This window comes from Streptomyces sp. NPDC054975 (assembly GCF_053609105.1).
In genome coordinates this window covers 44,616-68,958 of record NZ_JBSGWV010000034.1, presented here as the reverse complement: position 1 = coordinate 68,958, position 24,343 = coordinate 44,616, and the positions used below count along the sequence as shown (strand labels likewise).

Below are 24,343 nucleotides of genomic sequence, written 5' to 3'. Positions count from 1 at the left end.
GGGCCGTGGCGGCCCGCGCCTGTGTACACTCCCCCGGCCCGCCCCCCGGCCGCCCCGGGGGTTTGTTCGCCGCCCCGGGGCCCCGGGCCCCCCCACCGGCGTCCGCGGTCCCCGGCACGGTTCCACGTCTGCGGGGGCAGGTCCCCACACACACTCAGTGGCCGTCCCGCGCACACCCGGCGCGCGGCGGTTGGACAGGGAGATACGACAGGTGGCAGCACCGAAGAAGGGCCGAGGGCCGGCGGGGGGACAGAGCCGGCCGGGCCGCGCCCTGGCATTCATCCTGATCGCCATGGTCGCGCTCACCGGCGGCATGTTCTGGTCGGGGCACACCACCCCGCGCCTGGGCATCGACCTCGCCGGCGGAACGTCGATCACGCTCAAGGCCAAGGCCGAGCCCGGTCAGGAATCGGCGATCAACGAGACCAACATGAACACCGCGGTCGGCATCATCGACCGCCGTGTCAACGGTCTCGGCGTCTCCGAGGCCGAGGTCCAGACGCAGGGCCGCGAGAACATCATCGTGAACATCCCTCGCGGGACGAACGAGAAGCAGGCCCGGGAGCAGGTCGGTACCACCGCCCAGCTCTACTTCCGCCCCGTGCTCGCCGTCACAGCCGCCGCGCCGCAGCCGGTGCCGAGCGCCGACTCCTCCGGCAAGCCGTCGACCTCGCCGAAGCCCTCCGCCTCCGGCACGACGCCGAGCGGGAAGCCGGCCACCCCGACGGCCACCGCCTCCACGCAGGGCCGGGCGCTCACCGAGGCCCTCAAGGCCCCGAGCCCCACGCCCACGGGCTCCTCCTCCGCGACCCCCAAGGCCCCGGAGACCCCCAAGGCGACCCAGACTCCTGACCCCGCCACCGCGGCGCTCGAGCAGAAGTTCGCCACCCTGAACTGCCTCGACCCCAAGCAGCAGGCCGCCGCCGGCCAGGGCGTCAAGCCCACCGAGCCGACCGTGGCGTGTGGCGAGGACGAGCCCGGCCAGTGGTCGAAGTACATCCTCGGCCCGGCCGAGGTCGAGGGCCGCGACGTCGACGACGCCAAGGGCACCTTCGACCAGCAGCGCGGCATGTGGATCGTCACCATGGACTTCACGAGCGAGGGCTCGAAGAAGTTCCAGTCGATCACCGGCAAGCTCTCGCAGCAGACCGACCCGCAGAACCGCTTCGCGATCGTCCTCGACGGTGAGGTCGTCTCGGCGCCCTCCGTGCGCACGACGCTGAGCGCCAGCGCGGAGATCTCCGGCAACTTCAACCAGCAGTCGGCCCAGGACCTCGGCAACATCCTGTCCTACGGCGCCCTGCCGCTCGCCTTCGAGACCCAGAGCGTCGACACCGTCACCGCCGCACTCGGCAGCGAGCAGCTGGAGGCCGGTCTGATCGCCGGCGCCATCGGCCTCGGACTCGTCGTGCTCTACCTGGTCGTCTACTACCGCGGCCTGTCGCTGATCGCCCTGCTCAGCCTGGGTGCCTCGGCGCTCCTCACGTACGTGATCATGTCCTTGCTCGGCCCGGCCATCGGCTTCGCGCTGAACCTGCCGGCCGTCTGCGGTGCCATCGTCGCCATCGGTATCACCGCGGACTCGTTCATCGTCTACTTCGAACGCATCCGCGACGAGGTCCGCGAGGGCCGCACGCTGCGCCCGGCCGTCGAGCGCGCCTGGCCGCGTGCCCGCCGCACGATCCTGGTCTCCGACTTCGTGTCGTTCCTCGCCGCCGCGGTGCTCTTCGTCGTCACCGTCGGCAAGGTCCAGGGCTTCGCGTTCACCCTCGGCCTGACCACCCTCCTCGACGTGGTCGTGGTGTTCCTCTTCACCAAGCCGCTGATGACGCTGCTCGCCCGGACGAAGTTCTACGGCGACGGCCACGCCTGGTCCGGACTGGACCCGAAGCGCCTCGGCGCCAAGCCGCCGCTGCGCCGCTCCCGCCGTGTCAACGCCCCCGTCGATCACCCGAAGGAGGCGTGAGATGGCGAAGAAGCGCGACAGTCTCGGCGCCCGACTCAACCGCGGTGAGGTCGCCTACGACTTCATCGGCAACCGCAAGCTCTGGTACAGCCTGTCCATCCTGATCACCATCACGGCGATCGTGGCGCTGGCCGTCCGCGGCCTGAACATGGGCATCGAGTTCCAGGGCGGTGCCGTCTTCACCACCCCGAAGTCCGAGGTCTCGGTCTCCCAGGCCCAGGAGTACGCGGAAGAGGCCTCCGGCCACGAAGCGCTGGTCCAGAAGCTCGGCAGCGGAGCGCTGCGCATCCAGGTCGGCGGCCTCGACACCGCGCAGTCCGACCAGGTCCGCGCCGAGCTCGCCAAGGACCTGAACATCCCCGAGAACAAGATCGCGGCCGAGCTGGTCGGCCCCAGCTGGGGTGAGCAGATCGCCAACAAGGCATGGACCGGTCTCGCGGTCTTCATGATCCTCGTGGTGATCTATCTGGCCATCGCCTTCGAGTGGAGAATGGCGGTCGCGGCGCTCATCGCCCTGATCCACGACCTGACCATCACCGTCGGCATCTACACGCTCGTCGGCTTCGAGGTCACGGTCGGTACGGTCATCGGTCTGCTGACGATCCTCGGTTACTCGCTGTACGACACCGTAGTCGTCTTCGACTCCCTCAAGGAGCAGACGAAGGACCTCACCAAGCAGAGCCGCTACACGTACAGCGACATGGCGAACCGCTCGATCAACGGCACGCTGGTCCGCTCGATCAACACCACCGTCGTCGCCCTGCTGCCGGTCGCCGGTCTGCTCTTCATCGGCGGTGGCGTCCTCGGCGCCGGCATGCTGAACGACATCTCGCTGTCGCTCTTCGTCGGCCTCGCCGCCGGTGCGTACTCCTCGATCTTCATCGCCACCCCGCTCGTCGCCGACCTCAAGGAGCGCGAGCCGGCGATGAAGGCCCTCAGGAAGCGCGTGCTCGCCAAGCGCGCCTCGGCGGCCGCCAAGGGCGAGTCCCTCGACGGCAACGACTCCGACGAGCACGGGGACGGCTTCGAGGGCGACGACCGCACCGCCGTCGTCGGCCAGCGTGGCCGTCGAGGGCGGGCGTCGGAGCAGCGCGGATGACCGCCGAGGCCCAGGACACCACGGCCCTGCTCCTCAGCCGGATCCGGGACGTCCCCGACCATCCGAAGCCCGGCGTGCTGTTCAAGGACATCACGCCGCTGCTGGCGGACCCGGAGGCGTTCAGCGCGCTCACCGACACCCTCGCCGCACTGTGCGTCACGCACGGCGCGACGAAGATCGTCGGCCTTGAGGCGCGTGGCTTCATCCTCGCCGCGCCGGTCGCCGTCCGGGCGGGCCTGGGCTTCGTCCCGGTCCGCAAGGCCGGCAAGCTCCCCGGCGCCACGCTGCGGCAGGCCTACGAGCTGGAGTACGGCACGGCCGAGATCGAGGTGCACGCCGAGGACCTGGCCGCGGGCGACCGCGTCATGGTCATCGACGACGTCCTCGCCACCGGCGGCACCGCCGAGGCCTCCATCGAGCTCATACGGCGCGCCGGGGCCGAGGTCGCGGGCGTCGCCGTCCTCATGGAGCTCGGCTTCCTGCCCGGCCGGGCCCGCCTGGAGCCCGCCCTGCGCGGCGCTCCGCTGGAGGCGCTGATCACGGTCTGACGCCACACACGTAGGCACCGCACAGGTGTGCGGTGAGGGGCGCCCCGGGAATCCCCGGGGCGCCCCTGCCGTTCTCCTGATATGTCCCGGAACGGGGACCACGCGCGCGTGGCGCCCGTCTCACCAACCGCACGCGTGAGCACGGCGGCCCCCGGGTCGATACCATGGCCTTTCCGGGCCTGACCGGGGGACCCGGTACCGCACGAGGAGCGCTCTTGCCAGACGAGGCCCAGCCACTCTCCGCCGCGCAGCCCGACCCGCAGGCCGAAAAGGCCGTAGCGGCGGGACCCGCGACGTCCCCGAACACGCCCGCGGAGAGCAGGCCCACGCCCGTGGCCCCCGCCCCGGCACCGGCCCAGGCCCCCGCGCCCAAGCCCGCGCCGGCCCCCGCCACCCGCTCCGGCGGCTCGTCCAACCGCGTGCGCGCACGCCTCGCCCGGCTCGGCGTCCAGCGGTCCTCCCCGTACAACCCGGTCCTCGAACCGCTCCTGCGGATCGTCCGTTCCAACGACCCGAAGATCGAGACGGCGACCCTCCGCCAGGTCGAGCGTGCCTACCAGGTCGCCGAGCGTTGGCACCGCGGCCAGAAGCGCAAGAGCGGCGACCCGTACATCACCCACCCGCTCGCCGTCACCACGATCCTCGCCGAGCTCGGCATGGACCCGGCGACGCTGATGGCCGGCCTGCTGCACGACACCGTCGAGGACACCGAGTACGGCCTCGACACCCTCCGCCGCGACTTCGGCGACCAGGTCGCCCTCCTCGTCGACGGCGTGACCAAGCTCGACAAGGTCAAGTTCGGCGAGGCCGCGCAGGCCGAGACCGTCCGCAAGATGGTCGTCGCCATGGCCAAGGACCCCCGCGTCCTGGTCATCAAGCTCGCCGACCGCCTGCACAACATGCGCACCATGCGCTACCTCAAGCGGGAGAAGCAGGAGAAGAAGGCGCGCGAGACCCTGGAGATCTACGCGCCGCTCGCCCACCGCCTGGGCATGAACACCATCAAGTGGGAGCTGGAGGACCTCGCCTTCGCGATCCTCTACCCCAAGATGTACGACGAGATCGTCCGGCTCGTCGCCGAGCGCGCCCCCAAGCGGGACGAGTACCTCGCCATAGTGACCGACGAGGTCCAGTCCGACCTGCGCGCCGCCCGCATCAAAGCCACCGTCACCGGCCGCCCGAAGCACTACTACAGCGTCTACCAGAAGATGATCGTCCGCGGCCGTGACTTCGCGGAGATCTACGACCTGGTCGGCATCCGCGTCCTCGTGGACACCGTCCGCGACTGCTACGCGGCCCTCGGCACCGTCCACGCGCGATGGAACCCGGTCCCCGGCCGGTTCAAGGACTACATCGCGATGCCGAAGTTCAACATGTACCAGTCGCTGCACACGACGGTCATCGGACCCAACGGCAAGCCCGTCGAGCTCCAGATCCGCACGTTCGACATGCACCGCCGGGCCGAGTACGGCATCGCCGCGCACTGGAAGTACAAGCAGGAGGCCGTCGCCGGCGCCTCCAAGGTGCGGTCCGACATGCCGAAGCACACCGGCAAGGACGACCACCTCAACGACATGGCGTGGCTGCGCCAGCTGCTCGACTGGCAGAAGGAGACCGAGGACCCCGGCGAGTTCCTGGAGTCCCTGCGCTTCGACCTGTCGCGCAACGAGGTCTTCGTCTTCACTCCCAAGGGCGACGTCATAGCGCTGCCCGCGGGCGCCACCCCCGTGGACTTCTCCTACGCGGTCCACACCGAGGTCGGCCACCGCACCATAGGCGCCCGGGTCAACGGGCGGCTCGTCCCGCTGGAGTCGACGCTCGACAACGGCGACCTGGTCGAGGTCTTCACCTCCAAGGCCGCCGGCGCCGGCCCGTCCCGCGACTGGCTCGGCTTCGTCAAGTCGCCGCGCGCCCGCAACAAGATCCGCGCCTGGTTCTCCAAGGAGCGCCGCGAGGAGGCGATCGAGCAGGGCAAGGACGCCATCGCGCGGGCCATGCGCAAGCAGAACCTGCCGATCCAGCGGATCCTGACCGGCGACTCGCTCGTCACCCTCGCCCACGAAATGCGCTACAGCGACATCTCCTCGCTGTACGCGGCGATCGGCGAGGGCCATGTCACGGCCCAGTCCATCGTCCAGAAGCTCGTCCAGGCGCTCGGTGGCGAGGAGGCCGCCACCGAGGACATCGCCGAGACCGCCCCGCCCGCGCGCGGCCGCTCCAAGCGCCGTTCCAACGCCGACCCCGGTGTCGTCGTCAAGGGCGTCGAGGACGTCTGGGTCAAGCTGGCCCGCTGCTGCACCCCGGTTCCGGGCGACCCGATCATCGGCTTCGTCACGCGCGGCAGCGGTGTCTCGGTGCACCGCAGCGACTGCGTCAACGTCGACTCGCTCTCCCGCGAGCCGGAGCGGATCCTGGAGGTCGAGTGGGCGCCCACCCAGTCCTCGGTCTTCCTGGTCGCCATCCAGGTCGAGGCGCTGGACCGGTCCCGGCTCCTCTCGGACGTCACGCGCGTCCTGTCGGACCAGCACGTCAACATCCTGTCGGCGGCCGTCCAGACCTCCCGTGACCGGGTGGCCACCTCGCGCTTCACCTTCGAGATGGGCGACCCGAAGCACCTGGGCCACGTCCTGAAGGCCGTCCGCGGGGTGGAGGGCGTCTACGACGTCTACCGCGTCACCTCGGCCCGCCGCCCGTAACCACGGCGTACGAGAGAAGGGCCCCGGTACCTGTCACAGGTACCGGGGCCCTTCTCGTACAACGTGGTGTCTCCTACCGGCCGCCGAACTCCTCCAGGCCCTTCAGCGCCTGGTCGAGGAGCGCCTGGCGGCCCTCCAGCTCACGCGCCAGCTTGTCGGCCTTGGCGTCGTTGCCCGCCGCACGGGCCGCGTCGATCTGCTTCTGGAGCTTGTCGACCGCGTCCTGCAGCTGGCCCGTCAGACCCGCCGCACGCGCGCGTGCCTCGGGGTTCGTCCGGCGCCACTCCGACTCCTCGGCCTCCTGGATCGCCCGCTCCACCGCGTGCATCCGGCCCTCGACCTTCGGCCGGGCGTCGCGCGGCACGTGGCCGATGGCCTCCCAGCGCTCGTTGAGGGAACGGAAGGCCGCGCGGGCCGCCTTCAGATCCTTCACCGGCACCAGCTTCTCGGCCTCGGCCGCGAGCTCCTCCTTCAGCTTGAGGTTCTCGGTCTGCTCCGCGTCCCGCTCGGCGAAGACCTCGCCGCGCGCGGCGAAGAACACGTCCTGGGCGCCGCGGAAGCGGTTCCACAGGTCGTCCTCGTGCTCGCGCTGGGCGCGGCCCACGGCCTTCCACTCCGCCATCAGCTCGCGGTAGCGGGCGGCCGTGCCACCCCAGTCCGTGGAGTTCGACAGCGACTCGGCCTCGGCGACCAGCTTCTCCTTGGCCTTGCGGGCGTCCTCACGCTGCGCGTCCAGCGAGGCGAAGTGTGCCTTGCGGCGCTTGGAGAACGCCGACCTGGCGTGCGAGAAGCGGTGCCACAGCTCGTCGTCGGACTTCCGGTCGAGCCGCGGCAGGCCCTTCCAGGTGTCCACGAGCGCGCGCAGCCGCTCACCGGCGGCCCGCCACTGCTCGCTCTGCGCCAGCTCCTCGGCCTCCTTGACCAGCGCCTCCTTGGCGCCGCGCGCCTCGTCGGCCTGCTTGGCCTTCTGGACCTTGCGCTCCTCGCGGCGCGACTCGACGGTCTCGACCAGCTTGTCGAGGCGCGTCGCCAGCGCGGCGAGGTCACCCACGGCGTGATGCTCGTCCACCTGCTGCCGGATGTGGTCGATCGCGGCAGTGGCGTCCTTCGCCGAGAGGTCGGTGGTCTTCACCCTCTTCTCGAGGAGGCCGATCTCGACAACCAAGCCCTCGTACTTGCGCTCGAAGTAGGCCAGTGCCTCCTCGGGAGTGCCGGCCTGCCACGATCCGACGACCTTCTCGCCCTCGGCAGTACGCACGTACACGGTGCCCGTCTCGTCGACGCGGCCCCACGGGTCGCTGCTCACAGCGCCTCCTCCACATGATGCCGACGAGGGGGCCCTCGCCCCCTGGGCATCGTCCACAGTTTCCCGGCGGGCCTCGCCCGCCCTCAACAACGCGGATACAGGACCGCGCTGCACAACGCCAATCTAGGCGACCGGCCGCCCGGCTGTCCGCTCTCCGCGCGACCGAAGTTCAACGGTCACACGGTGTGTCACTTCTTGGTGACCGTGCCCTTCTCGATCGTGACGGCCGACTTCGGCGCGCCGTCCTTGGCGCCGCCCTCGACCCCGCCCTCGGCGACGTCCTGGACGGCCTTCAGACCGGCCGCGTCGATCTTCCCGAACGGGGTGTAGCTCGGCGCCAGCTTGGTGTCCTTGTAGACGAGGAAGAACTGGCTTCCGCCGCTGCCCGGCTGGCCGGTGTTGGCCATCGCGACCGTGCCCGCCGGGAACGTCACCCTGCCGTCCGCGCCGGCCTTGCCGAGCGCGTCCAGGTTCTCGTCGGGGATCGTGTAGCCGGGGCCACCGGTGCCGTCGCCCTTGGGGTCGCCGCACTGGAGCACGAAGATGCCCTCGGTGGTCAGGCGGTGGCACTTGGTGCCGTCGAAGTACTTCTTGTCCGCCAGGTGCTTGAAGGAGTTCACCGTGTGCGGGGTCTTCGCGGCGTCCATGGTGATCGCGATGTCGCCCTTGTTCGTCTTCAGGGACATCACGTACGTGGCCTTCTTGTCGACGGCCATCGCCGGCGCCGGCGTCGTCGGCTCGTCCGAGGGCGTCGGGTTCGCCGAGTTCGACGGGCTGTCGCTCGCCGTGTTGTCGGAGCCCTTCTCGCCGCCGTCGGTCAGCGCGACCGAGGCGTACACCGCTCCACCGGCGGCCAGGACCACGGCGAGAGAGGCGGCGATCACGGTGTTGCGCCGCCTGGCCTTCACCTGCGCCTCGCGCCGCCGCTGCTGCTGGCGTTCGTACTTCTCCCTGGCAAGCTGCCGCCGCCGCTGATCGCTGCTGACCACGGGGTCTTCTCCCTGTCGCTCGTCTGTTCCTGTCCTGGCCGGATGTGCCCGTACCGTATACGGGTTGGCTGTGGAATACGCAGCGCCGGTAGGCTCTGATCTGCCGCTTCCGCTCCGCCGCACCCCGTGCCGGACGACATTTAAGGACGATCGTGCTGATTGCCGGGTTCCCCGCCGGGGCCTGGGGGACCAACTGCTATCTGGTCGCCCCCGCCGCAGGCGAGGAGTGCGTGATCATCGACCCGGGCCACCAGGCCGCCCAGGGAGTCGAGGAGACGCTGAAGAAGCATCGGCTCAAGCCCGTCGCCGTGGTCCTCACCCATGGACACATCGACCACGTCGCCTCCGTCGTCCCGGTCTGCGGCGCCCATGACGTACCCGCGTGGATCCACCCCGCCGACCGGTACATGATGAGCGACCCGGAGAAGGCCCTCGGCCGCTCCATCGGGATGCCGCTCATGGGCGAACTGACCGTGGGCGAGCCGGACGACGTGCACGAGCTCACCGACGGCGCCACGCTGGACCTCGCCGGACTGGAGTTCTCCGTCGCGCATGCGCCCGGTCATACCAAGGGGTCGGTGACCTTCCGGATGCCCCAGAGCCCGGAGATTCCCTCCGTGTTCTTCTCCGGGGATCTGCTGTTCGCCGGCTCCATCGGACGCACCGACCTGCCCGGCGGTGACATGGACGAGATGCTCGAATCGCTGGCCCGCGTGTGCCTGCCGCTCGACAACTCGACCGTGGTGCTGTCGGGACACGGTCCCCAGACGACCATCGGCCAGGAGCGCGCCACGAACCCGTACCTGCGGGACGTGGCGGCCGGCCTCGGGAGCACGCAGGCTCCCCGACGAGGAATGTGACGAGAACGCAGTGAGCACCTTCAAGGCCCCCAAGGGCACGTACGACCTGATCCCCCCGTACTCCGCGACCTACCTGGCGGTCCGGGACGCCATCGCCCGCCCCCTGCGGACGTCCGGCTACGGCTACGTCGAGACGCCCGGCTTCGAGGACGTCAACCTCTTCGCGCGCGGCGTCGGCGAGTCCACCGACATCGTCACCAAGGAGATGTACGCCTTCGAGACCAAGGGCGGCGACAAGCTCGCCCTGCGTCCCGAGGGCACCGCCTCCGTGCTGCGCGCGGCCCTGGAGGCCAGCCTCCACAAGCAGGGCAACCTGCCGGTCAAGCTCTGGTACTCCGGCTCGTACTACCGCTACGAGCGCCCCCAGAAGGGCCGCTACCGCCACTTCTCCCAGGTCGGCGCCGAGGCGATCGGCACCGAGGACCCGGCGCTCGACGCCGAGCTGATCATCCTCGCCGACCAGGCGTACCGCTCGCTCGGCCTGCGGAACTTCCGCATCCTGCTGAACTCGCTGGGTGACAAGGAGTGCCGTCCCGTCTACCGCGAGGCGCTGCAGACCTTCCTGCGCGGCCTCGACCTCGACGAGGACACCCTCCGCCGGGCCGAGATCAATCCGCTGCGCGTCCTGGACGACAAGCGCGAGTCCGTGCAGAAGCAGCTCGTCGGCGCCCCGCTGCTGCGGGACTACCTGTGCGACGCGTGCAAGGCGTACCACGAGGAGGTGCGTGCGCTGATCACCGCGGCGGGCGTGACCTTCGAGGACGACGCCAAGCTGGTGCGCGGCCTGGACTACTACACGCGCACGACCTTCGAGTTCGTCCACGACGGCCTGGGCTCGCAGTCCGCGGTCGGCGGCGGCGGCCGCTACGACGGCCTCTCCGAGATGATCGGCGGCCCCGCGCTGCCGTCCGTCGGCTGGGCGCTCGGCGTGGACCGTACGGTGCTGGCCCTGGAGGCCGAGGGCGTCGAGCTGGACCTCCCGGCGACCACCAGCGTCTTCGCGGTCGCGCTCGGCGAGGAGGCCCGGCGGGTCCTCTTCGGCAAGGTCACCGAGCTGCGCAAGGCAGGCGTCGCGGCGGACTTCTCCTTCGGCGGCAAGGGCCTGAAGGGCTCGATGAAGGACGCCAACCGTTCCGGCGCCCGCTTCGCGATCGTCGCCGGCGAGCGCGACCTCGCCGAGGGCGTCGTCCAACTCAAGGACATGGAGGCCGGCGAGCAGGAGCCGGTGGCCCTGGACGAGCTGGTCGACACCGTCCGGGCCAAGCTGGCCTGATCTGCCACAGGGACGGGCCCCGGCGCTCTGCCGGGGCCCGTCCTTATGTCCGCCGAACGGTGGACAGGGGTCCGTGTGCGGCACAATGACCGTGCCCGGAAGCAGGCGAGCGAAGTGATGGATCGGGATATGACGAAGACCGCGGTGGACGAGTCGGCGCGCGACACGATCGGCGCGAGCCGCGCCCTCGCCTGGCTGCTCGTGATCACCGGCGCCGCGGGGCTGCTCGCCTCCTGGGTGATCACGATCGACAAGTTCAAGCTGCTCGAGGACCCGAACTTCACCCCCGGGTGCAGCCTCAACCCGGTCGTCTCCTGCGGCAACATCATGAAGAGCGAGCAGGCGTCGGTGTTCGGCTTCCCGAACCCCATGCTCGGCCTCGTGACGTACGCGATGGTGATCGCGATCGGTGTGGCCCTCCTGGCGGGCGCCAGCCACCGCCGGTGGTACTGGCTCGGCCTGAACGCGGGCACGCTGTTCGGCGTCGGTTTCTGCACCTGGCTCATGCAGCAGTCGCTGTACGAGATCAACGCGCTCTGCCTCTGGTGCTGCCTGGCCTGGGTCGCCACGATCGTCATGTTCTGGTACGTGACCTCGCACAACGTCCGCAACGGCGTCATCCCCGCCCCGCGCGGCCTGCGGACCTTCTTCGACGAGTTCACCTGGGTCCTGCCCGCCCTGCACATCGGGATCATCGGCATGCTGATCCTCACGCGCTGGTGGGACTTCTGGACCAGCTGACGGGTTCGGGCGGCGCTGTCAGTGGTCTGACTTAGGCTTCATGACGTGGAGCCCGACCTCTTTACCGCAGCCGCCGAAGAGCGCCAGGAGAAGGACCCGTCCAGCAGCCCCCTGGCCGTGCGGATGCGCCCGCGCACCCTCGACGAGGTGCTCGGCCAGCAGCACCTGCTCAAGCCGGGCTCACCGCTGCGCCGGCTCGTCGGCGACGGCGGCGGAGGCCCGGCGGGCTCCTCCTCCGTGATCCTCTGGGGCCCGCCCGGCATCGGCAAGACCACCCTGGCGTACGTCGTCTCCAAGGCGACCAACAAGCGCTTCGTGGAGCTCTCCGCGATCACGGCGGGCGTCAAGGAGGTCCGGGCCGTCATCGAGGGCGCCCGGCGCGCCGCCGGCGGCTTCGGCAAGGAGACCGTCCTCTTCCTCGACGAGATCCACCGCTTCTCCAAGGCCCAGCAGGACTCGCTTCTCCCGGCGGTGGAGAACCGCTGGGTGACGCTGATCGCGGCGACGACGGAGAATCCGTACTTCTCGATCATCTCCCCGCTGCTCTCCCGCTCCCTCCTCCTCACGCTCGAACCGCTCACCGACGACGACCTGCGTGATCTGCTGAAGCGGGCCCTCACCGAGGACCGGGGGCTCGGCGGCGCGGTCACGCTGCCCGAGGACGCCGAGGCCCATCTGCTGCGGATCGCCGGCGGCGACGCGCGGCGGGCGCTCACGGCCCTGGAGGCTGCGGCGGGCGCCGCCATCGCCAAGGGCGAGCCGGAGATCAGCCTCTCGACGGTCGAGGAGACCGTCGACCGCGCGGCGGTGAAGTACGACCGGGACGGCGACCAGCACTACGACGTGGCCAGCGCGCTCATCAAGTCCATCCGCGGCTCGGACGTGGACGCGGCGCTGCACTATCTGGCCCGCATGATCGAGGCGGGGGAGGACCCCCGGTTCATCGCCCGCCGTCTGATGATCTCCGCCAGCGAGGACATCGGCCTGGCCGATCCGACCGCCCTGCCGATCGCCGTCGCGGCCGCCCAGGCCGTCGCGATGATCGGCTTCCCCGAGGCCGCGCTGACCCTGAGCCACGCCACGATCGCCCTGGCCCTGGCCCCCAAGTCGAACGCGGCGACCACCGCGATCTCCGCGGCCCAGGCGGACGTACGCAACGGCCTGGCGGGCCCGGTCCCGGCGCACCTGCGCGACGGCCACTACAAGGGCGCGGCCAAGCTCGGCCACGCCCAGGGGTACGTCTACCCGCACGACGTCCCGGGCGGCATCGCGGCCCAGCAGTACGCCCCCGACGCCGTCCACGGCAGGCGCTACTACGAACCGACGCGCTACGGCGCGGAGGCGCGGTATGCCGACGTGGTGGAGAAGGTACGGGAGCGGCTGCGCGGCGACGGCTGACGACTGGAGCCAGGCGCGTGCACCGGCCCCCGCTCGACCCGGTACACTCATGTGCAGTGCTGCGTCCCGTGTCCGGCTTCGGCCGGCGCCACCAGAACGGGACATGCAGCCGGAGCCCCGCCCCAGGCGGGATCTCCAGGAGCGTCGCGCACCTTCGAAGGTGTCGCGGGCAACCCATCACCTCCCCGGATCCCCGGGACAAGGCGATGGGTCGTTCGCGTGCTGCACGTATGTGCCCAGACCAGGGAGCGGCTGCCCGACAGGTCCTTGACGACCGTTCGGGTTTCCCCGGCTGCGGATGCGACCTCCTCTAACCCTGGTGAAGCCGTATTCGTACAGATAGAGAGGTTGGTTCATGCCGAACCAGTCCCGTCCCAAGGTCAAGAAGTCGCGTGCCCTCGGCATCGCGCTGACCCCGAAGGCCGTCAAGTACTTCGAGGCCCGCCCCTACCCGCCGGGCGAGCACGGCCGTGGCCGCAAGCAGAACTCGGACTACAAGGTCCGTCTGCTCGAGAAGCAGCGTCTGCGCGCGCAGTACGACATCAGCGAGCGCCAGATGGCGCGCGCCTACGACCGCGCCAAGAAGGCCGAAGGCAAGACGGGCGAGGCGCTGGTCGTCGAGCTCGAGCGTCGCCTCGACGCCCTGGTCCTGCGTTCGGGCATCGCCCGCACCATCTACCAGGCCCGCCAGATGGTCGTGCACGGTCACATCCAGGTCAACGGTGGCAAGGTCGACAAGCCGTCGTTCCGTGTCCGTCCCGACGACGTCGTGATGGTCCGCGAGCGCTCCCGCGAGAAGCCGCTGTTCCAGGTGGCCCGTGAGGGTGGCTTCGCCGCCGACGGTGAGACCCCGCGCTACCTGCAGGTCAACCTGAAGGCCCTGGCCTTCCGCCTCGACCGCGACCCGAACCGCAAGGAAATCCCGGTCATCTGCGACGAGCAGCTGGTCGTCGAGTACTACGCCCGCTGATCAAGGCGTCGTAGTACCACCCCCGCGGTGTTCAGCCCGCCGCTTCCCCGCTCTTACCAGTGGGGGAGCCGGCGGGCTTCCGCGTTCTCCGGGGCCTTCGTACGGAACGGGCGCGGCGCCCGGGAGCCCGTCACGCCGGCGGCCGGATCCCGACGCTCGCTGAGCGCCCGGTCCACCGTCGCGTCCAGCGAGAGCGCCTGTCCCTCCTGTACCGACGCCCCGTAACGCTCCGCGCCCAGCAGCTCTCCCGCCTCACTCGCGCAGAGCGACCGCGGCCTGTTGAAGTACCCGGAGCCGAACAACTGCACGCCCACCGTGTCCCACACCGGCAGCGCGGCACCCTGCAGGACGGCCGCCTCCGAGGGATCGCCCTCGCTCGCCGTCACCAGCGCGAGCAGCTCGATCGCCAGGACCAGGCCGACCAGGTCGTGGAAGGTGTGGTTGATCGTCACGCACTCGGTCAGCAGCGCCCGCGCCTCGCCGTGATCGCCCCTGCCCCACGCCGCGTACGCCAGCACGTAGAGCGCGTACGCCTTGGTCCAGCGCTCGCCGCGCTCCTCGCAGATCTCGCGCACGTCCTCGCAGAGCGCGATCGCGCCCTCCAGGTCGCCGAGGAAGACCCGGGCCATCGCCAGCTCGACCTGGGCCATCAGCACGTTGCTGTTCAGCTCGCCGAGCTCCCGGTACGCCTCCAGGGCCCGGCCGATCACCTCCGCCGCGCGCGGCATGTCGTCCGAGAGCAGCGCGAGGCAGCCCATCCGATGCGTCGCGTACGCCTCCGCCAGGGCGTTGCCGGTCGCGCGGGCCCGCTCGCGGCACTCGTGCAGCGCCGCCACCCCCGCCGTGCCGTCGCCCTGCAGGATCGCCACATAACCAAGGACCCACAGCGCCTTCAGCCGGGCGGAGGCATGCTCGCCGCGGTCGGGGTGTTCCGCGTCGCCGGCGAGCGCCCGGTCCAGCCAGTGCCGCCCCTCGGCCAGCCGCCCGCAGCCCACCCAGGCGAACCAGAGCGTCCCCGCCAACTGCTGTGCCAGGTGCGCCTCGTCCGGATCCTCCAGACAGAGTTCGAGTGCCGCCCGCAGATTGGGCAGCGCAGCGTCCAGACCGGCCGCGACCTCGGCCTGCCGGGGGCTGAACCACTCCAGCTCGCACCAGGTGGCCAGGCCCATGTACCAGTCGCGATGGCGGCGGCGCATGCGCTCGGTGTCCCCGAGCGCCGCAAGCCATTCCGCCCCGTACGCGGTGACGGTGTCCAACATCCGAAATCGCGGTCCGGCGGGCGTGAGCTCCCGTACGACCAGCGACTGGGAGAGCAGCCCGCCGAGCACGTCCAGGATCCGCTCCGCCGGAAGCTCCCGCCCCGCGCAGACGTACTCCACCGCCTCCAGGTCGAACGGCCCGGCGAAGACCGAAAGGCGTGCCCAGAGCAGCCGCTCCTCCGGGGTGCACAGCTCATGGCTCCAACCGATCGCCGTCCGCAGCGTCTGGTGCCGGGGGAGCGCGCCCCGCGCGCCGTCGGCGAGCAGCCGGAACCGGTCGTCGAGCCGGTGCAGCACCTGCTCCACGGTGAGCAGCGGCAACCGGGCGGCCGCCAGTTCCAGGGCCAGGGGAATCCCGTCGAGCCGTCGGCACAGCTCACGTACGGCGGCCGCGTCGAAGTCCGACCCGGTCCTGTCCTCGGCGCCGCCCGTCGCGCCGGGCACCCCGGCCGCCGACGCCCTCGCCAGGAACAGCCGCTCCGCGTCCTCCTGGCCCATCGGCGCCAACGTGAAGACCGTCTCCCCGTCCACCCGCAGCGGGCGGCGGCCCACCGCGAGGACGGTGAGGCCGGGGCAGCGCTGCAGGAGCTGCCGCAGCAGCGGGGCGCACTCCTCGACGAGGTGCTCGAACCCGTCCACGACGAGCAGGACCCGGCGCTCCGCGAGATGGTCGATCAGCGTCTCGTCGGGGGTGCGCAGCGTGTGGTCGGTCAGCCCCAGCGCCTCGACCAGCGCGTACGCCACGAGATCGGGGTCGCGCAGCACCGAGAGGTCGGCGAGCCACGTGCCGTCGGCGTAGCGTTTCTCCGCCGCGGACGCGACTCTCAGAGCGAGCCGGGTCTTGCCCACACCGCCCATCCCGACGACCGTGACCAGCCGGGATTCGCCCAGGAGCCGGGCGAGTTCGTCCTGCTCGCCGGACCGTCCGAGGAACCGGTTCAGCTCGGCAGGGAGATTGCTCCTTCGCATGGGACACGGAGCGTACCGACCCGCATGCTCTCCGTACAATCGGTCCAGGCGAATCCCCTGCCAGGAGCCGCCTCGCGACGGCAAATGCGGTACGGGGAAAGAGCCCGGGCGCGATAGGGTCGGAGAACGACTTTTCGCAAGGGCCCAACGACAACAGAGAGCGGTGCGGAGTGACCGGTGGAGAGGTTGCCGGGATTCTGGTGGCCGTGTTCTGGGCGATTCTCGTCTCCTTCCTCGCCGTGGTTCTGGTGAGACTGGCGCAGACGCTCAAGGCGACCACCAAGCTCGTGGCGGACGTGACCGAACAGACCGTCCCGCTGCTCAGCGACGCCTCCGCCACCGTGCGAGCGGCACAGACCCAGCTCGACCGGGTCGACGCCATCGCCTCGGACGTCCAGGAGGTCACCTCCAACGCCTCCGCGCTCTCCACCACCGTCGCCTCGACCTTCGGTGGCCCGCTCGTCAAGGTCGCGGCCTTCGGCTACGGAGTGCGCAAGGCCCTCGGCCGCGGCCGGGACGAGGCGCCGTCGGCGCCCGCGCCCACGCGCCGAACCGTAGTCGGTCGCACCGTGCCGTCCGCGCGGCGCCGGAAGCAGAAGGGCTGAGCCGCCGATGTTCCGCCGTACGTTCTGGTTCACCGCAGGCGCCGCAGCCGGCGTGTGGGCCACCACCAAGGTCAACCGGAAGCTCAAGCAGCTGACCCCGGAGAGCCTCGCCGCGCAGGCGGCGAACAAGGCGATCGAGACCGGCCACCGGCTCAAGGACTTCGCGCTCGACGTCCGGGCCGGCATGGTCCAGCGCGAGGCCGAACTCGGCGAGGCACTCGGCCTGGAGGCCTCCGTGGACGCCCCCGCCGACCGCGAGCTCCCGGCGCCGCGCCACAGGGCCGTGCTCGACCCGACCCACCTGACCACCAAGCCCACGTATTCGTACCGCACGATTTCGTACAACCGGAATGAGGACCACTGATGGAGTCGGCTGAAATCCGCCGCCGCTGGCTGAGCTTCTTCGAGGAGCGCGGGCACACCGTCGTGCCTTCGGCGTCGCTCATCGCGGACGACCCGACTCTGCTTCTGGTCCCCGCCGGCATGGTTCCCTTCAAGCCGTACTTCCTCGGCGAGGTGAAGCCGCCCTTCCCGCGCGCCTCCAGCGTGCAGAAGTGCGTGCGGACGCCCGACATCGAAGAGGTCGGCAAGACCACCCGCCACGGCACGTTCTTCCAGATGTGCGGCAACTTCTCCTTCGGCGACTACTTCAAGGAAGGCGCCATCAAGCTCGCCTGGGAGCTGCTGACCACCTCGGTGGAGCACGGCGGCTACGGGCTCGAGCCGGAGAAGCTCTGGATCACCGTCTACCAGGAGGACGACGAGGCCGAGCAGATCTGGCGCGACGTCGTCGGCGTCCCCGCCGAGCGCATCCAGCGCCTCGGCAAGAAGGACAACTACTGGTCGATGGGCGTCCCCGGCCCCTGCGGCCCGTGCTCCGAGATCAACTACGACCGCGGCCCCGAGTTCGGCGTCGAGGGCGGCCCGGCCGTCAACGACGAGCGGTACGTGGAGATCTGGAACCTGGTCTTCATGCAGTACGAGCGCGGCGAGGGCTCCGGCAAGGAGGACTTCCCGATCCTCGGCGAGCTGCCGTCGAAGAACATCGACACCGGCCTCGGCCTCGAGCGCCTCGCGATGATCCTGCAGGGCGTACAGAACATGTACGAGACCGACACCCTCAAGGTCGTCATCGACAAGGCCACCGAGCTCACCGGTGTCGACTACGGCAAGGCCCACGAGAGCGACGTCTCGCTGCGTGTGGTGGCCGACCACATGCGGACGTCCGTGATGCTCATCGGTGACGGCGTCACCCCGGGCAACGAGGGCCGCGGCTATGTGCTGCGCCGCATCATGCGCCGCGCCATCCGCAACATGCGCCTGCTCGGCGCCACGGGCGTGGTCGTCCAGGACCTCGTCGACGTGGTCATCGACACCATGGGCGAGCAGTACCCGGAGCTGGTCACCGACCGCAAGCGGATCGAGACCGTCGCCCTGGCCGAGGAGGCCCGCTTCCTCAAGACGCTCAACGCCGGCTCGAACGTCCTCGACGGCGCCGTCACCGAGACCAAGGCCGCCGGCTCCACCGTCCTGCCCGGCGACAAGGCGTTCCTGCTCCACGACACCTGGGGCTTCCCGATCGACCTCACCCTGGAGATCGCCGCCGAGCAGGGGCTCTCCGTGGACGAGGCCGGCTTCCGCCGCCTCATGCAGGAGCAGCGGGACAAGGCCAAGGCCGACGCCAAGGCCAAGAAGACCGGCCACGCCGACGTCGCCGCCTACCGCGAGATCGCCGACGGCAGCGGCGCCACCGAGTTCACCGGCTACACCAACACCGAGGGCGAGACCACGGTCGTCGGTCTGCTGGTCAACGGCGTCCCGTCGCCGGCCGCCTCCGAGGGCGACGAGGTCGAGGTCGTCCTGGACCGCACCCCCTTCTACGCCGAGGGCGGCGGCCAGCTCGCCGACCAGGGCCGGATCAAGCTGCACAGCGGCGCCGTCATCGACGTCCGCGACGTCCAGCAGCCGGTCCCCGGCGTCTCCGTGCACAAGGGTTCCGTCCAGGTCGGCGAGGTGACGGTCGGCGCCACCGCCTACGCCGCCATCGACGTCCGCCGCCGCCGGTCCATCGCCCGTGCCCACTCCGCCACGCACCTGACGCACCAGGCCCTGCGTGACGCCCTCGGCCCGACGGCCGCCCAGGCCGGTTCGGAGAACTCGCCCGGCCGCTTCCGCTTCGACTTCGGTTCGCCCAACGCGGTGCCCGGCACGGTCCTCACGGACGTCGAGCAGAAGATCAACGAGGTCCTCGCCCGCGAACTCGACGTGCACGCCGAGGTCATGCCGATCGACGAGGCCAAGCGTCAGGGCGCCATCGCCGAGTTCGGCGAGAAGTACGGCGAGAAGGTCCGTGTCGTCACCATCGGCGACTTCTCCAAGGAGCTGTGCGGCGGTACGCACGTCCACAACACCGCCCAGCTGGGTCTGGTGAAGCTGCTCGGCGAGTCGTCGATCGGCAGTGGCGTGCGCCGGGTCGAGGCCCTCGTCGGTGTCGACGCCTACAACTTCCTCGCCCGGGAGCACACGGTCGTCGCCCAGCTCCAGGAGCTGGTCAAGGGCCGTCCCGAGGAGCTGCCGGAGAAGATCTCCGCCATGCTCGGCAAGCTGAAGGACGCCGAGAAGGAGATCGAGAAGTTCCGCGCCGAGAAGGTGCTGCAGGCCGCCGCCGGTCTGGTCGAGAGCGCCCAGGACATCCGCGGCGTCGCCCTCGTCACCGGCCAGGTGGCCGACGGCACCTCCGCCGACGACCTGCGCAAGCTCGTCCTCGACGTGCGCGGCCGCATCTCCTCGGACCGGCCGGCCGTCGTGGCCCTGTTCACCACGGCCAACGGCCGCCCGCTGACGGTCATCGCCACCAACGAAGCCGCCCGCGAGCGCGGTCTCAAGGCCGGTGACCTCGTCCGTACGGCCGCCAAGGCCCTCGGCGGCGGCGGTGGCGGCAAGCCGGACGTCGCCCAGGGCGGCGGCCAGAACCCCGAGGCCGTCGGCGAGGCCATCGACGCCGTCGAGCGCGTCGTCGTGGAGACCGCGTGACGATGCGCCGCGGTCGTCGCCTCGCGATCGACGTCGGGGACGCCCGGATCGGGGTCGCCTCGTGCGACCCCGACGGGGTCCTCGCCACCCCGGTGGAGACCGTGCCGGGACGTGACGTCCCGGCCGCCCACCGGCGGCTGCGACAGATCGTCGAGGAGTACGAACCGATCGAGGTCGTGGTCGGCCTCCCTCGCTCCCTCTCCGGAGGCGAGGGTCCGGCCGCGGCCAAGGTCCGGCGCTTCGCCGGGGAGCTGGCCAAGGGCATCGCGCCGGTGCCGGTCCGACTGGTCGACGAGCGGATGACGACGGTGACGGCGACGCAGGGGCTGCGGGCCTCGGGGGTGAAGTCCAAGAAGGGGCGGTCCGTCATCGACCAGGCCGCCGCTGTGATCATCCTTCAGGCAGCTCTTGAGTCCGAACGGGTATCGGGTAATCCGCCCGGCGAGGGCGTCGAAGTGGTCATCTGATCGCGATACGGTAACGTTCCGCGCGATGCGGCGTGTTCGAACAGCTGCCGCACTACGTAGAGGCGGACTGTCCGGAAGCCTCGCGGCTGGTTGGGGATCGATGACTGAGTATGGCCGGGGCTCCGGCTCCGAACCGTGGCATCCCACGGACCCGTTGTACGGGGACCAGGGATGGGGAGGTCAGCAGCCGTACGCGCAGCAGGACCAGCAGTACGGCCAGCAGGACCCGTACGGCCAGGACCTCTACGGCCAGGGTCAGTCGCAGGGCTACGACCCCCAGTACCAGCAGCAGGCGCAGTACCAGCAGCACCCGCAGCAGTACGTCGATCCGGCCGCGTACGGCGGGTACCAGCAGGAACAGCAGGCACCGCACCACGGTCAGGGCTACGACACGCCCGGGTATCCCGGACAGCAGTACGACCCCAGCTGGGAGACCGGCCAGGCGGCCATGCCGTACGGCACGACCCCGGCGGATCCCTACGGTGGCCAGGACCCGGACCTCTACGGCACCCCCGAGGCGTACCCGCCGCCGCAGCCCCCGGGCCGGCGGCAGGCTCCGCCGGAGCCCGTCACCGACTGGGAGGCGGAGCCCCGGGAAGAGGAGCGGCACCCCTTCTTCACGGGTGAGGACGACGGCGACGACGCGTACGACGACGAGCCGGCCGACCGGCGCTCGTCGCGTGGCGGCGGCCGCGACCGGCGAGGCGGCAAGGGCAAGAAGAAGAGCAGGAACGGCGTGGCGTGCCTCGTCGTGGCTCTCGTCCTCGCGGGCGGTGTGGGCGGCATCGGCTACTTCGGCTACCAGTTCTGGCAGGGCCAGTTCGGCGCGGCACCCGACTACGCGGGCGAGGGCAGCGGCGAGGTCCAGGTCGAGATCCCGAAGGGCGCCGGCGGCTACGAGATCGCCAACATCCTGAAGAAGGCGGGGGTCATCAAGAGCGTCGACGCCTTCGTCTCGGCACAGGAGAAGAACCCGAAGGGCAATGCCATCCAGGCAGGCGCCTACACGCTGAAGATGAAGATGTCGGCGGAGAGCGCCGTCGACCTGATGCTGAGCCCCGAGAGCCAGTCCGGGCTCGTCATCCCCGAGGGCATGCGGAACGTCTGGGTCTACGAGCAGATCGACAAGAAGCTCGGCCTCGAGAAGGGCAAGACGCAGGGCATCGCGAAGGCGAAGGCGAACGACCTCGGCCTGCCGGACTGGGCGAAGAACCACCAGGGCGTGAAGGACCCGCTGGAGGGCTTCCTCTACCCGGCGAAGTACCCCATGGTCAAGGGGAACAAGCCCGAGGACGTGCTGAAGAAGATGGTCGCGCGTTCGAACGCGGAGTACGCCAAGTACGAGCTGGAGGCCAAGGCGAAGGAGCTCGGCGTCGACAGCCCCTGGCAGCTGATCACGATCGCCAGCCTCGTCCAGGCGGAGGGCACCTCGCACGACGACTTCCGCAAGATGGCCGAGGTCGTCTACAACCGCCTCAAGACCAACAACCCGCAGACCTACGGCAAGCTCGAGTTCGACTCGACGTACAACTACATCAAGAACCAGAGCAAGATCGACCTCACGCTCGAAGAGCTGCGGAAGTACGACAACGTCTACAACACGTACTTCTACAAGGGCCTGCCGCCGGGACCGATCGGCAACCCGGGTGCCGAGGCGCTCAAGGGCGTCACCAACCCGACCAGCGACGGTTGGTACTACTTCATCTCGCTCGACGGCAAGACCTCGCAGTTCACCAAGACGAACGCCGACCACCAGAAGCTGGTCGAGGAGTTCAACAAGTCGAGGAAGAACTGATGCGGACCACTCGCCGGGCGGCGGTTCTCGGCTCGCCCATCGCCCACTCGCTCTCCCCGGTCCTGCACCGGGCGGCCTATGCCGCGCTCGGCCTCGACACCTGGACGTACGACCGGTTCGAGGTCGACGAGGCCGGGCTGCCCGCGTTCGTCGCGGAGCTCGACGCGTCCTGGGCCGGTCTTTCGCTGACCATGCCGCTGAAGCGGGCGATCATTCCGCTGCTCGACGAGATCAGTGACACGGCCGCCTCGGTCGAGGCCGTGAACACGGTCGTGTTCACCGACGACGGCCGCAGGGTCGGCGACAACACCGACATCCCCGGCCTGATCGCCGCCCTGCGGGAGCGGGGTGTCGAGAAGGTCGAGTCGGCCGCGATCCTCGGCGCCGGTGCCACCGCCTCCTCCGCGCTCGCCGCGCTCGCGCGGATCTGCGCGGGTCCGGTCACCGCCTACGTACGGAGCGAGGCGCGGGCCGAGGAGATGCGGGGCTGGGGCGAGCGGCTCGGCGTCGACGTGCGGACCGCCGACTGGGCGCAGGCGAACCGGGCGTTCTCCGCCCCACTCGTCATCGCCACCACCCCGGCCGGCAGCACCGACGCGCTCGCCGCCGAGGTCCCGGACGCCCCCGGCACCCTCTTCGACGTGCTGTACCACCCGTGGCCGACACCCCTCGCCGCGGCCTGGTCCGCGCGCGGCGGCGCCGTGCTCGGCGGCCTCGACCTCCTGGTCCACCAGGCCGTACTCCAGGTCGAGCAGATGACGGGCGTCGCCGAGGCGCCGCTGGCCGCGATGCGTGCGGCGGGCGAGAAGGCCCTCGCTGACGCGTGAGTGGTACGGAGACACTGGCCGCGGGCTTCGGCGGCGAGCTGGTCAGGCTGCTGTGGCACCTGCTGCCCGACTGGCTGAAAATCGCCCTCGCCGCCCTGGGGCTGACCTGCCTCGTGGTGGCGGGCGCGCGTCGGCTGTGGCGCGTCGTCCGCGCCTCCCGACCGGCGAGCTGACCCCTCGGCCGACCCGATCTGACATTGTCCGCGTCCGATACCTGGACCGACGGCCAGGTTCCGCCCCCGGACGTGGGAGGATCGGTAGCGGCGGGCCAGGGCCGCGCACCCGGTCGCGCCGCAAGCAGTTCCAGGCGCGAGCATGAGGAGCATCGTTGAGCAGGTTGCGTTGGCTGACCGCTGGGGAGTCCCACGGACCCGCGCTGGTCGCGACGCTGGAGGGGCTTCCCGCCGGCGTTCCGGTCACCACTGAGCTGGTGGCGGACCATCTTGCGCGGCGGCGCCTCGGCTATGGGCGTGGCGCGCGGATGAAGTTCGAGCAGGACGAGGTGACGTTCCTCGGCGGAGTCCGGCACGGTCTCTCGCTCGGCTCGCCCATCGCCGTGATGGTGGGCAACACGGAGTGGCCGAAGTGGGAGAAGGTCATGTCGGCCGACCCCGTCGACCCCTCCGAGCTCAAGGAGACCGGTCGTAACGCGCCGCTGACCCGGCCGCGTCCCGGTCACGCCGACCTCGCCGGCATGCAGAAGTACGGCTTCGACGAGGCCCGGCCGATCCTGGAGCGCGCCAGCGCCCGTGAGACCGCCGCCAGGGTCGCCCTCGGTGCCGTCGCCCGCTCCTTCCTCAAGGAGGCCGCGGGCATCGAGATCGTCTCGCACGTGATCGAGCTGGCGGCCGCCAAGGCCCCGTACGGCGTCTACCCGACCCCCGCCGACGTCGAGAAGCTCGACGCCGACCCGGTGCGCTGCCTCGACGCGGACGCGTCGAAGGCGATGGTCGCCGAGATCGACCAGGCCCACAAGGACGGCGACACCCTGGGTGGTGTGGTCGAGGTCCTGGCCTACGGCGTCCCGGTCGGGCTCGGTTCGCACGTGCACTGGGACCGGCGTCTCGACGCCCGGCTCGCCGCCGCGCTCATGGGCATCCAGGCGATCAAGGGCGTCGAGGTCGGCGACGGCTTCGAGCTCGCCCGCGTACCGGGTTCGCAGGCCCACGACGAAATCGTGCGGACCGAGGAGGGCATCCGGCGCACCTCCGGCCGCTCCGGCGGTACGGAAGGCGGCCTGACCACCGGCGAGCTGCTGCGTGTCCGCGCCGCGATGAAGCCGATCGCGACCGTGCCGCGCGCGCTCGCCACGGTCGACGTCGCCACCGGCGAGGCCGCCCAGGCCCACCACCAGCGCTCCGACGTCTGCGCCGTCCCGGCCGCCGGCATCGTCGCCGAGGCCATGGTCGCGCTCGTCCTCGCGGACGCCGTCGTCGAGAAGTTCGGCGGCGACAGCGTCCCGGAGACCCGCCGCAACGTCCAGTCGTACCTCGACAACATCCAGATCCGGTGACCGGACCCCTGGTCGTCCTCGTCGGGCCG

At 70.6% G+C, this 24,343-nt stretch carries 20 protein-coding genes; 17 read left to right on the top strand and 3 right to left on the bottom strand.

Annotation, left to right across the window (positions count from 1 at the left end):
- Positions 1-211: 211 nt before the first annotated feature.
- The 4 genes from secD (at position 212) to ACWF79_RS25395 (ending at position 6,309) form a co-directional block, all read left to right on the top strand.
- Positions 212-1,966 (top strand): protein translocase subunit SecD, encoded by a 1,755-nt coding sequence (gene secD / locus ACWF79_RS25410; protein WP_453730440.1) that lies wholly within the window; start codon positions 212-214, stop codon positions 1,964-1,966.
- Between the two features lies 1 nt (position 1,967).
- Positions 1,968-3,065, top strand: a complete 1,098-nt coding sequence (gene secF / locus ACWF79_RS25405; RefSeq protein WP_453730439.1) for a protein translocase subunit SecF — start codon at positions 1,968-1,970, stop codon at positions 3,063-3,065.
- Entirely contained in the window at positions 3,062-3,613 is a 552-nt protein-coding gene (locus ACWF79_RS25400) for an adenine phosphoribosyltransferase (protein WP_453730438.1), read from the top strand. Before secF ends, ACWF79_RS25400 begins: the two co-directional genes overlap by 4 nt.
- 215 nt (positions 3,614-3,828) lie before the next feature.
- On the top strand, positions 3,829-6,309 hold the full coding sequence (locus tag ACWF79_RS25395; protein ID WP_453730437.1) for a RelA/SpoT family protein: 2,481 nt from the start codon (positions 3,829-3,831) through the stop codon (positions 6,307-6,309).
- Between the two features lie 73 nt (positions 6,310-6,382).
- On the opposite strand, the gene ACWF79_RS25390 is transcribed toward ACWF79_RS25395, so the two are convergent.
- Positions 6,383-7,615 (bottom strand): DUF349 domain-containing protein, encoded by a 1,233-nt coding sequence (locus ACWF79_RS25390; protein WP_453730436.1) that lies wholly within the window; start codon positions 7,613-7,615, stop codon positions 6,383-6,385.
- Between the two features lie 188 nt (positions 7,616-7,803).
- On the bottom strand, positions 7,804-8,604 hold the full coding sequence (locus ACWF79_RS25385; protein WP_453730435.1) for a peptidylprolyl isomerase: 801 nt from the start codon (positions 8,602-8,604) through the stop codon (positions 7,804-7,806).
- 152 nt (positions 8,605-8,756) lie between these two features.
- On the opposite strand from ACWF79_RS25385, the gene ACWF79_RS25380 reads away from it, so the two are divergent.
- The 5 genes from ACWF79_RS25380 (at position 8,757) to rpsD (ending at position 13,846) form a co-directional block, all read left to right on the top strand.
- On the top strand, positions 8,757-9,464 hold the full coding sequence (locus ACWF79_RS25380) for an MBL fold metallo-hydrolase (protein WP_453730434.1): 708 nt from the start codon (positions 8,757-8,759) through the stop codon (positions 9,462-9,464).
- Between the two features lie 10 nt (positions 9,465-9,474).
- Positions 9,475-10,737, top strand: coding sequence for a histidine--tRNA ligase (hisS, locus tag ACWF79_RS25375; RefSeq protein ID WP_453730433.1), 1,263 nt, complete (start codon positions 9,475-9,477; stop codon positions 10,735-10,737).
- Positions 10,738-10,866: 129 nt separating this feature from the next.
- Positions 10,867-11,478, top strand: a complete 612-nt coding sequence (locus ACWF79_RS25370; protein ID WP_453730432.1) for a vitamin K epoxide reductase family protein — start codon at positions 10,867-10,869, stop codon at positions 11,476-11,478.
- Between the two features lie 45 nt (positions 11,479-11,523).
- On the top strand, positions 11,524-12,876 hold the full coding sequence (locus tag ACWF79_RS25365; protein WP_453730431.1) for a replication-associated recombination protein A: 1,353 nt from the start codon (positions 11,524-11,526) through the stop codon (positions 12,874-12,876).
- A 355-nt stretch (positions 12,877-13,231) separates the two neighbouring features.
- Complete coding sequence (gene rpsD / locus ACWF79_RS25360) at positions 13,232-13,846, top strand: 30S ribosomal protein S4 (protein ID WP_158985446.1); 615 nt, start codon at positions 13,232-13,234, stop codon at positions 13,844-13,846.
- Between the two features lie 53 nt (positions 13,847-13,899).
- Here the strand turns inward: rpsD and ACWF79_RS25355 are convergent, their stop codons facing one another.
- On the bottom strand, positions 13,900-16,074 hold the full coding sequence (locus ACWF79_RS25355) for an ATP-binding protein (protein WP_453730430.1): 2,175 nt from the start codon (positions 16,072-16,074) through the stop codon (positions 13,900-13,902).
- A 170-nt stretch (positions 16,075-16,244) separates the two neighbouring features.
- Between ACWF79_RS25355 and ACWF79_RS25350 the strand changes: the two genes are divergently transcribed.
- From ACWF79_RS25350 to aroC, 8 genes are all read left to right on the top strand, one after another.
- A complete protein-coding gene (locus tag ACWF79_RS25350) occupies positions 16,245-16,679 on the top strand; it encodes a DUF948 domain-containing protein (protein ID WP_453730429.1) in 435 nt (144 codons plus the stop codon).
- A gap of 7 nt (positions 16,680-16,686) precedes the next feature.
- A complete protein-coding gene (locus tag ACWF79_RS25345; RefSeq protein WP_453730428.1) occupies positions 16,687-17,043 on the top strand; it encodes a DUF6167 family protein in 357 nt (118 codons plus the stop codon).
- Complete coding sequence (gene alaS / locus ACWF79_RS25340; protein WP_453730427.1) at positions 17,043-19,712, top strand: alanine--tRNA ligase; 2,670 nt, start codon at positions 17,043-17,045, stop codon at positions 19,710-19,712. Before ACWF79_RS25345 ends, alaS begins: the two co-directional genes overlap by 1 nt.
- 2 nt (positions 19,713-19,714) lie before the next feature.
- Positions 19,715-20,179: a Holliday junction resolvase RuvX gene (gene ruvX, locus ACWF79_RS25335; protein ID WP_453730443.1), complete on the top strand. Its 465-nt coding sequence runs from the start codon at positions 19,715-19,717 to the stop codon at positions 20,177-20,179.
- Between the two features lie 100 nt (positions 20,180-20,279).
- Positions 20,280-21,974: an endolytic transglycosylase MltG gene (mltG, locus tag ACWF79_RS25330; protein ID WP_453730426.1), complete on the top strand. Its 1,695-nt coding sequence runs from the start codon at positions 20,280-20,282 to the stop codon at positions 21,972-21,974.
- The gene (locus ACWF79_RS25325) at positions 21,974-22,801 is read left to right on the top strand and encodes a shikimate dehydrogenase (protein ID WP_453730425.1); all 828 of its coding nucleotides are present in this window, start codon (positions 21,974-21,976) and stop codon (positions 22,799-22,801) included. The genes mltG and ACWF79_RS25325 overlap by 1 nt, the downstream gene beginning before the upstream one ends.
- Entirely contained in the window at positions 22,798-22,974 is a 177-nt protein-coding gene (locus tag ACWF79_RS25320; protein WP_453730424.1) for a hypothetical protein, read from the top strand. Before ACWF79_RS25325 ends, ACWF79_RS25320 begins: the two co-directional genes overlap by 4 nt.
- 155 nt (positions 22,975-23,129) lie before the next feature.
- Positions 23,130-24,314 carry a chorismate synthase gene (gene aroC / locus ACWF79_RS25315; protein WP_453730423.1) on the top strand — a complete coding sequence of 395 codons (1,185 nt, stop codon included), beginning with the start codon at positions 23,130-23,132 and terminating at the stop codon, positions 24,312-24,314.
- Positions 24,315-24,343 lie beyond the last annotated feature (29 nt).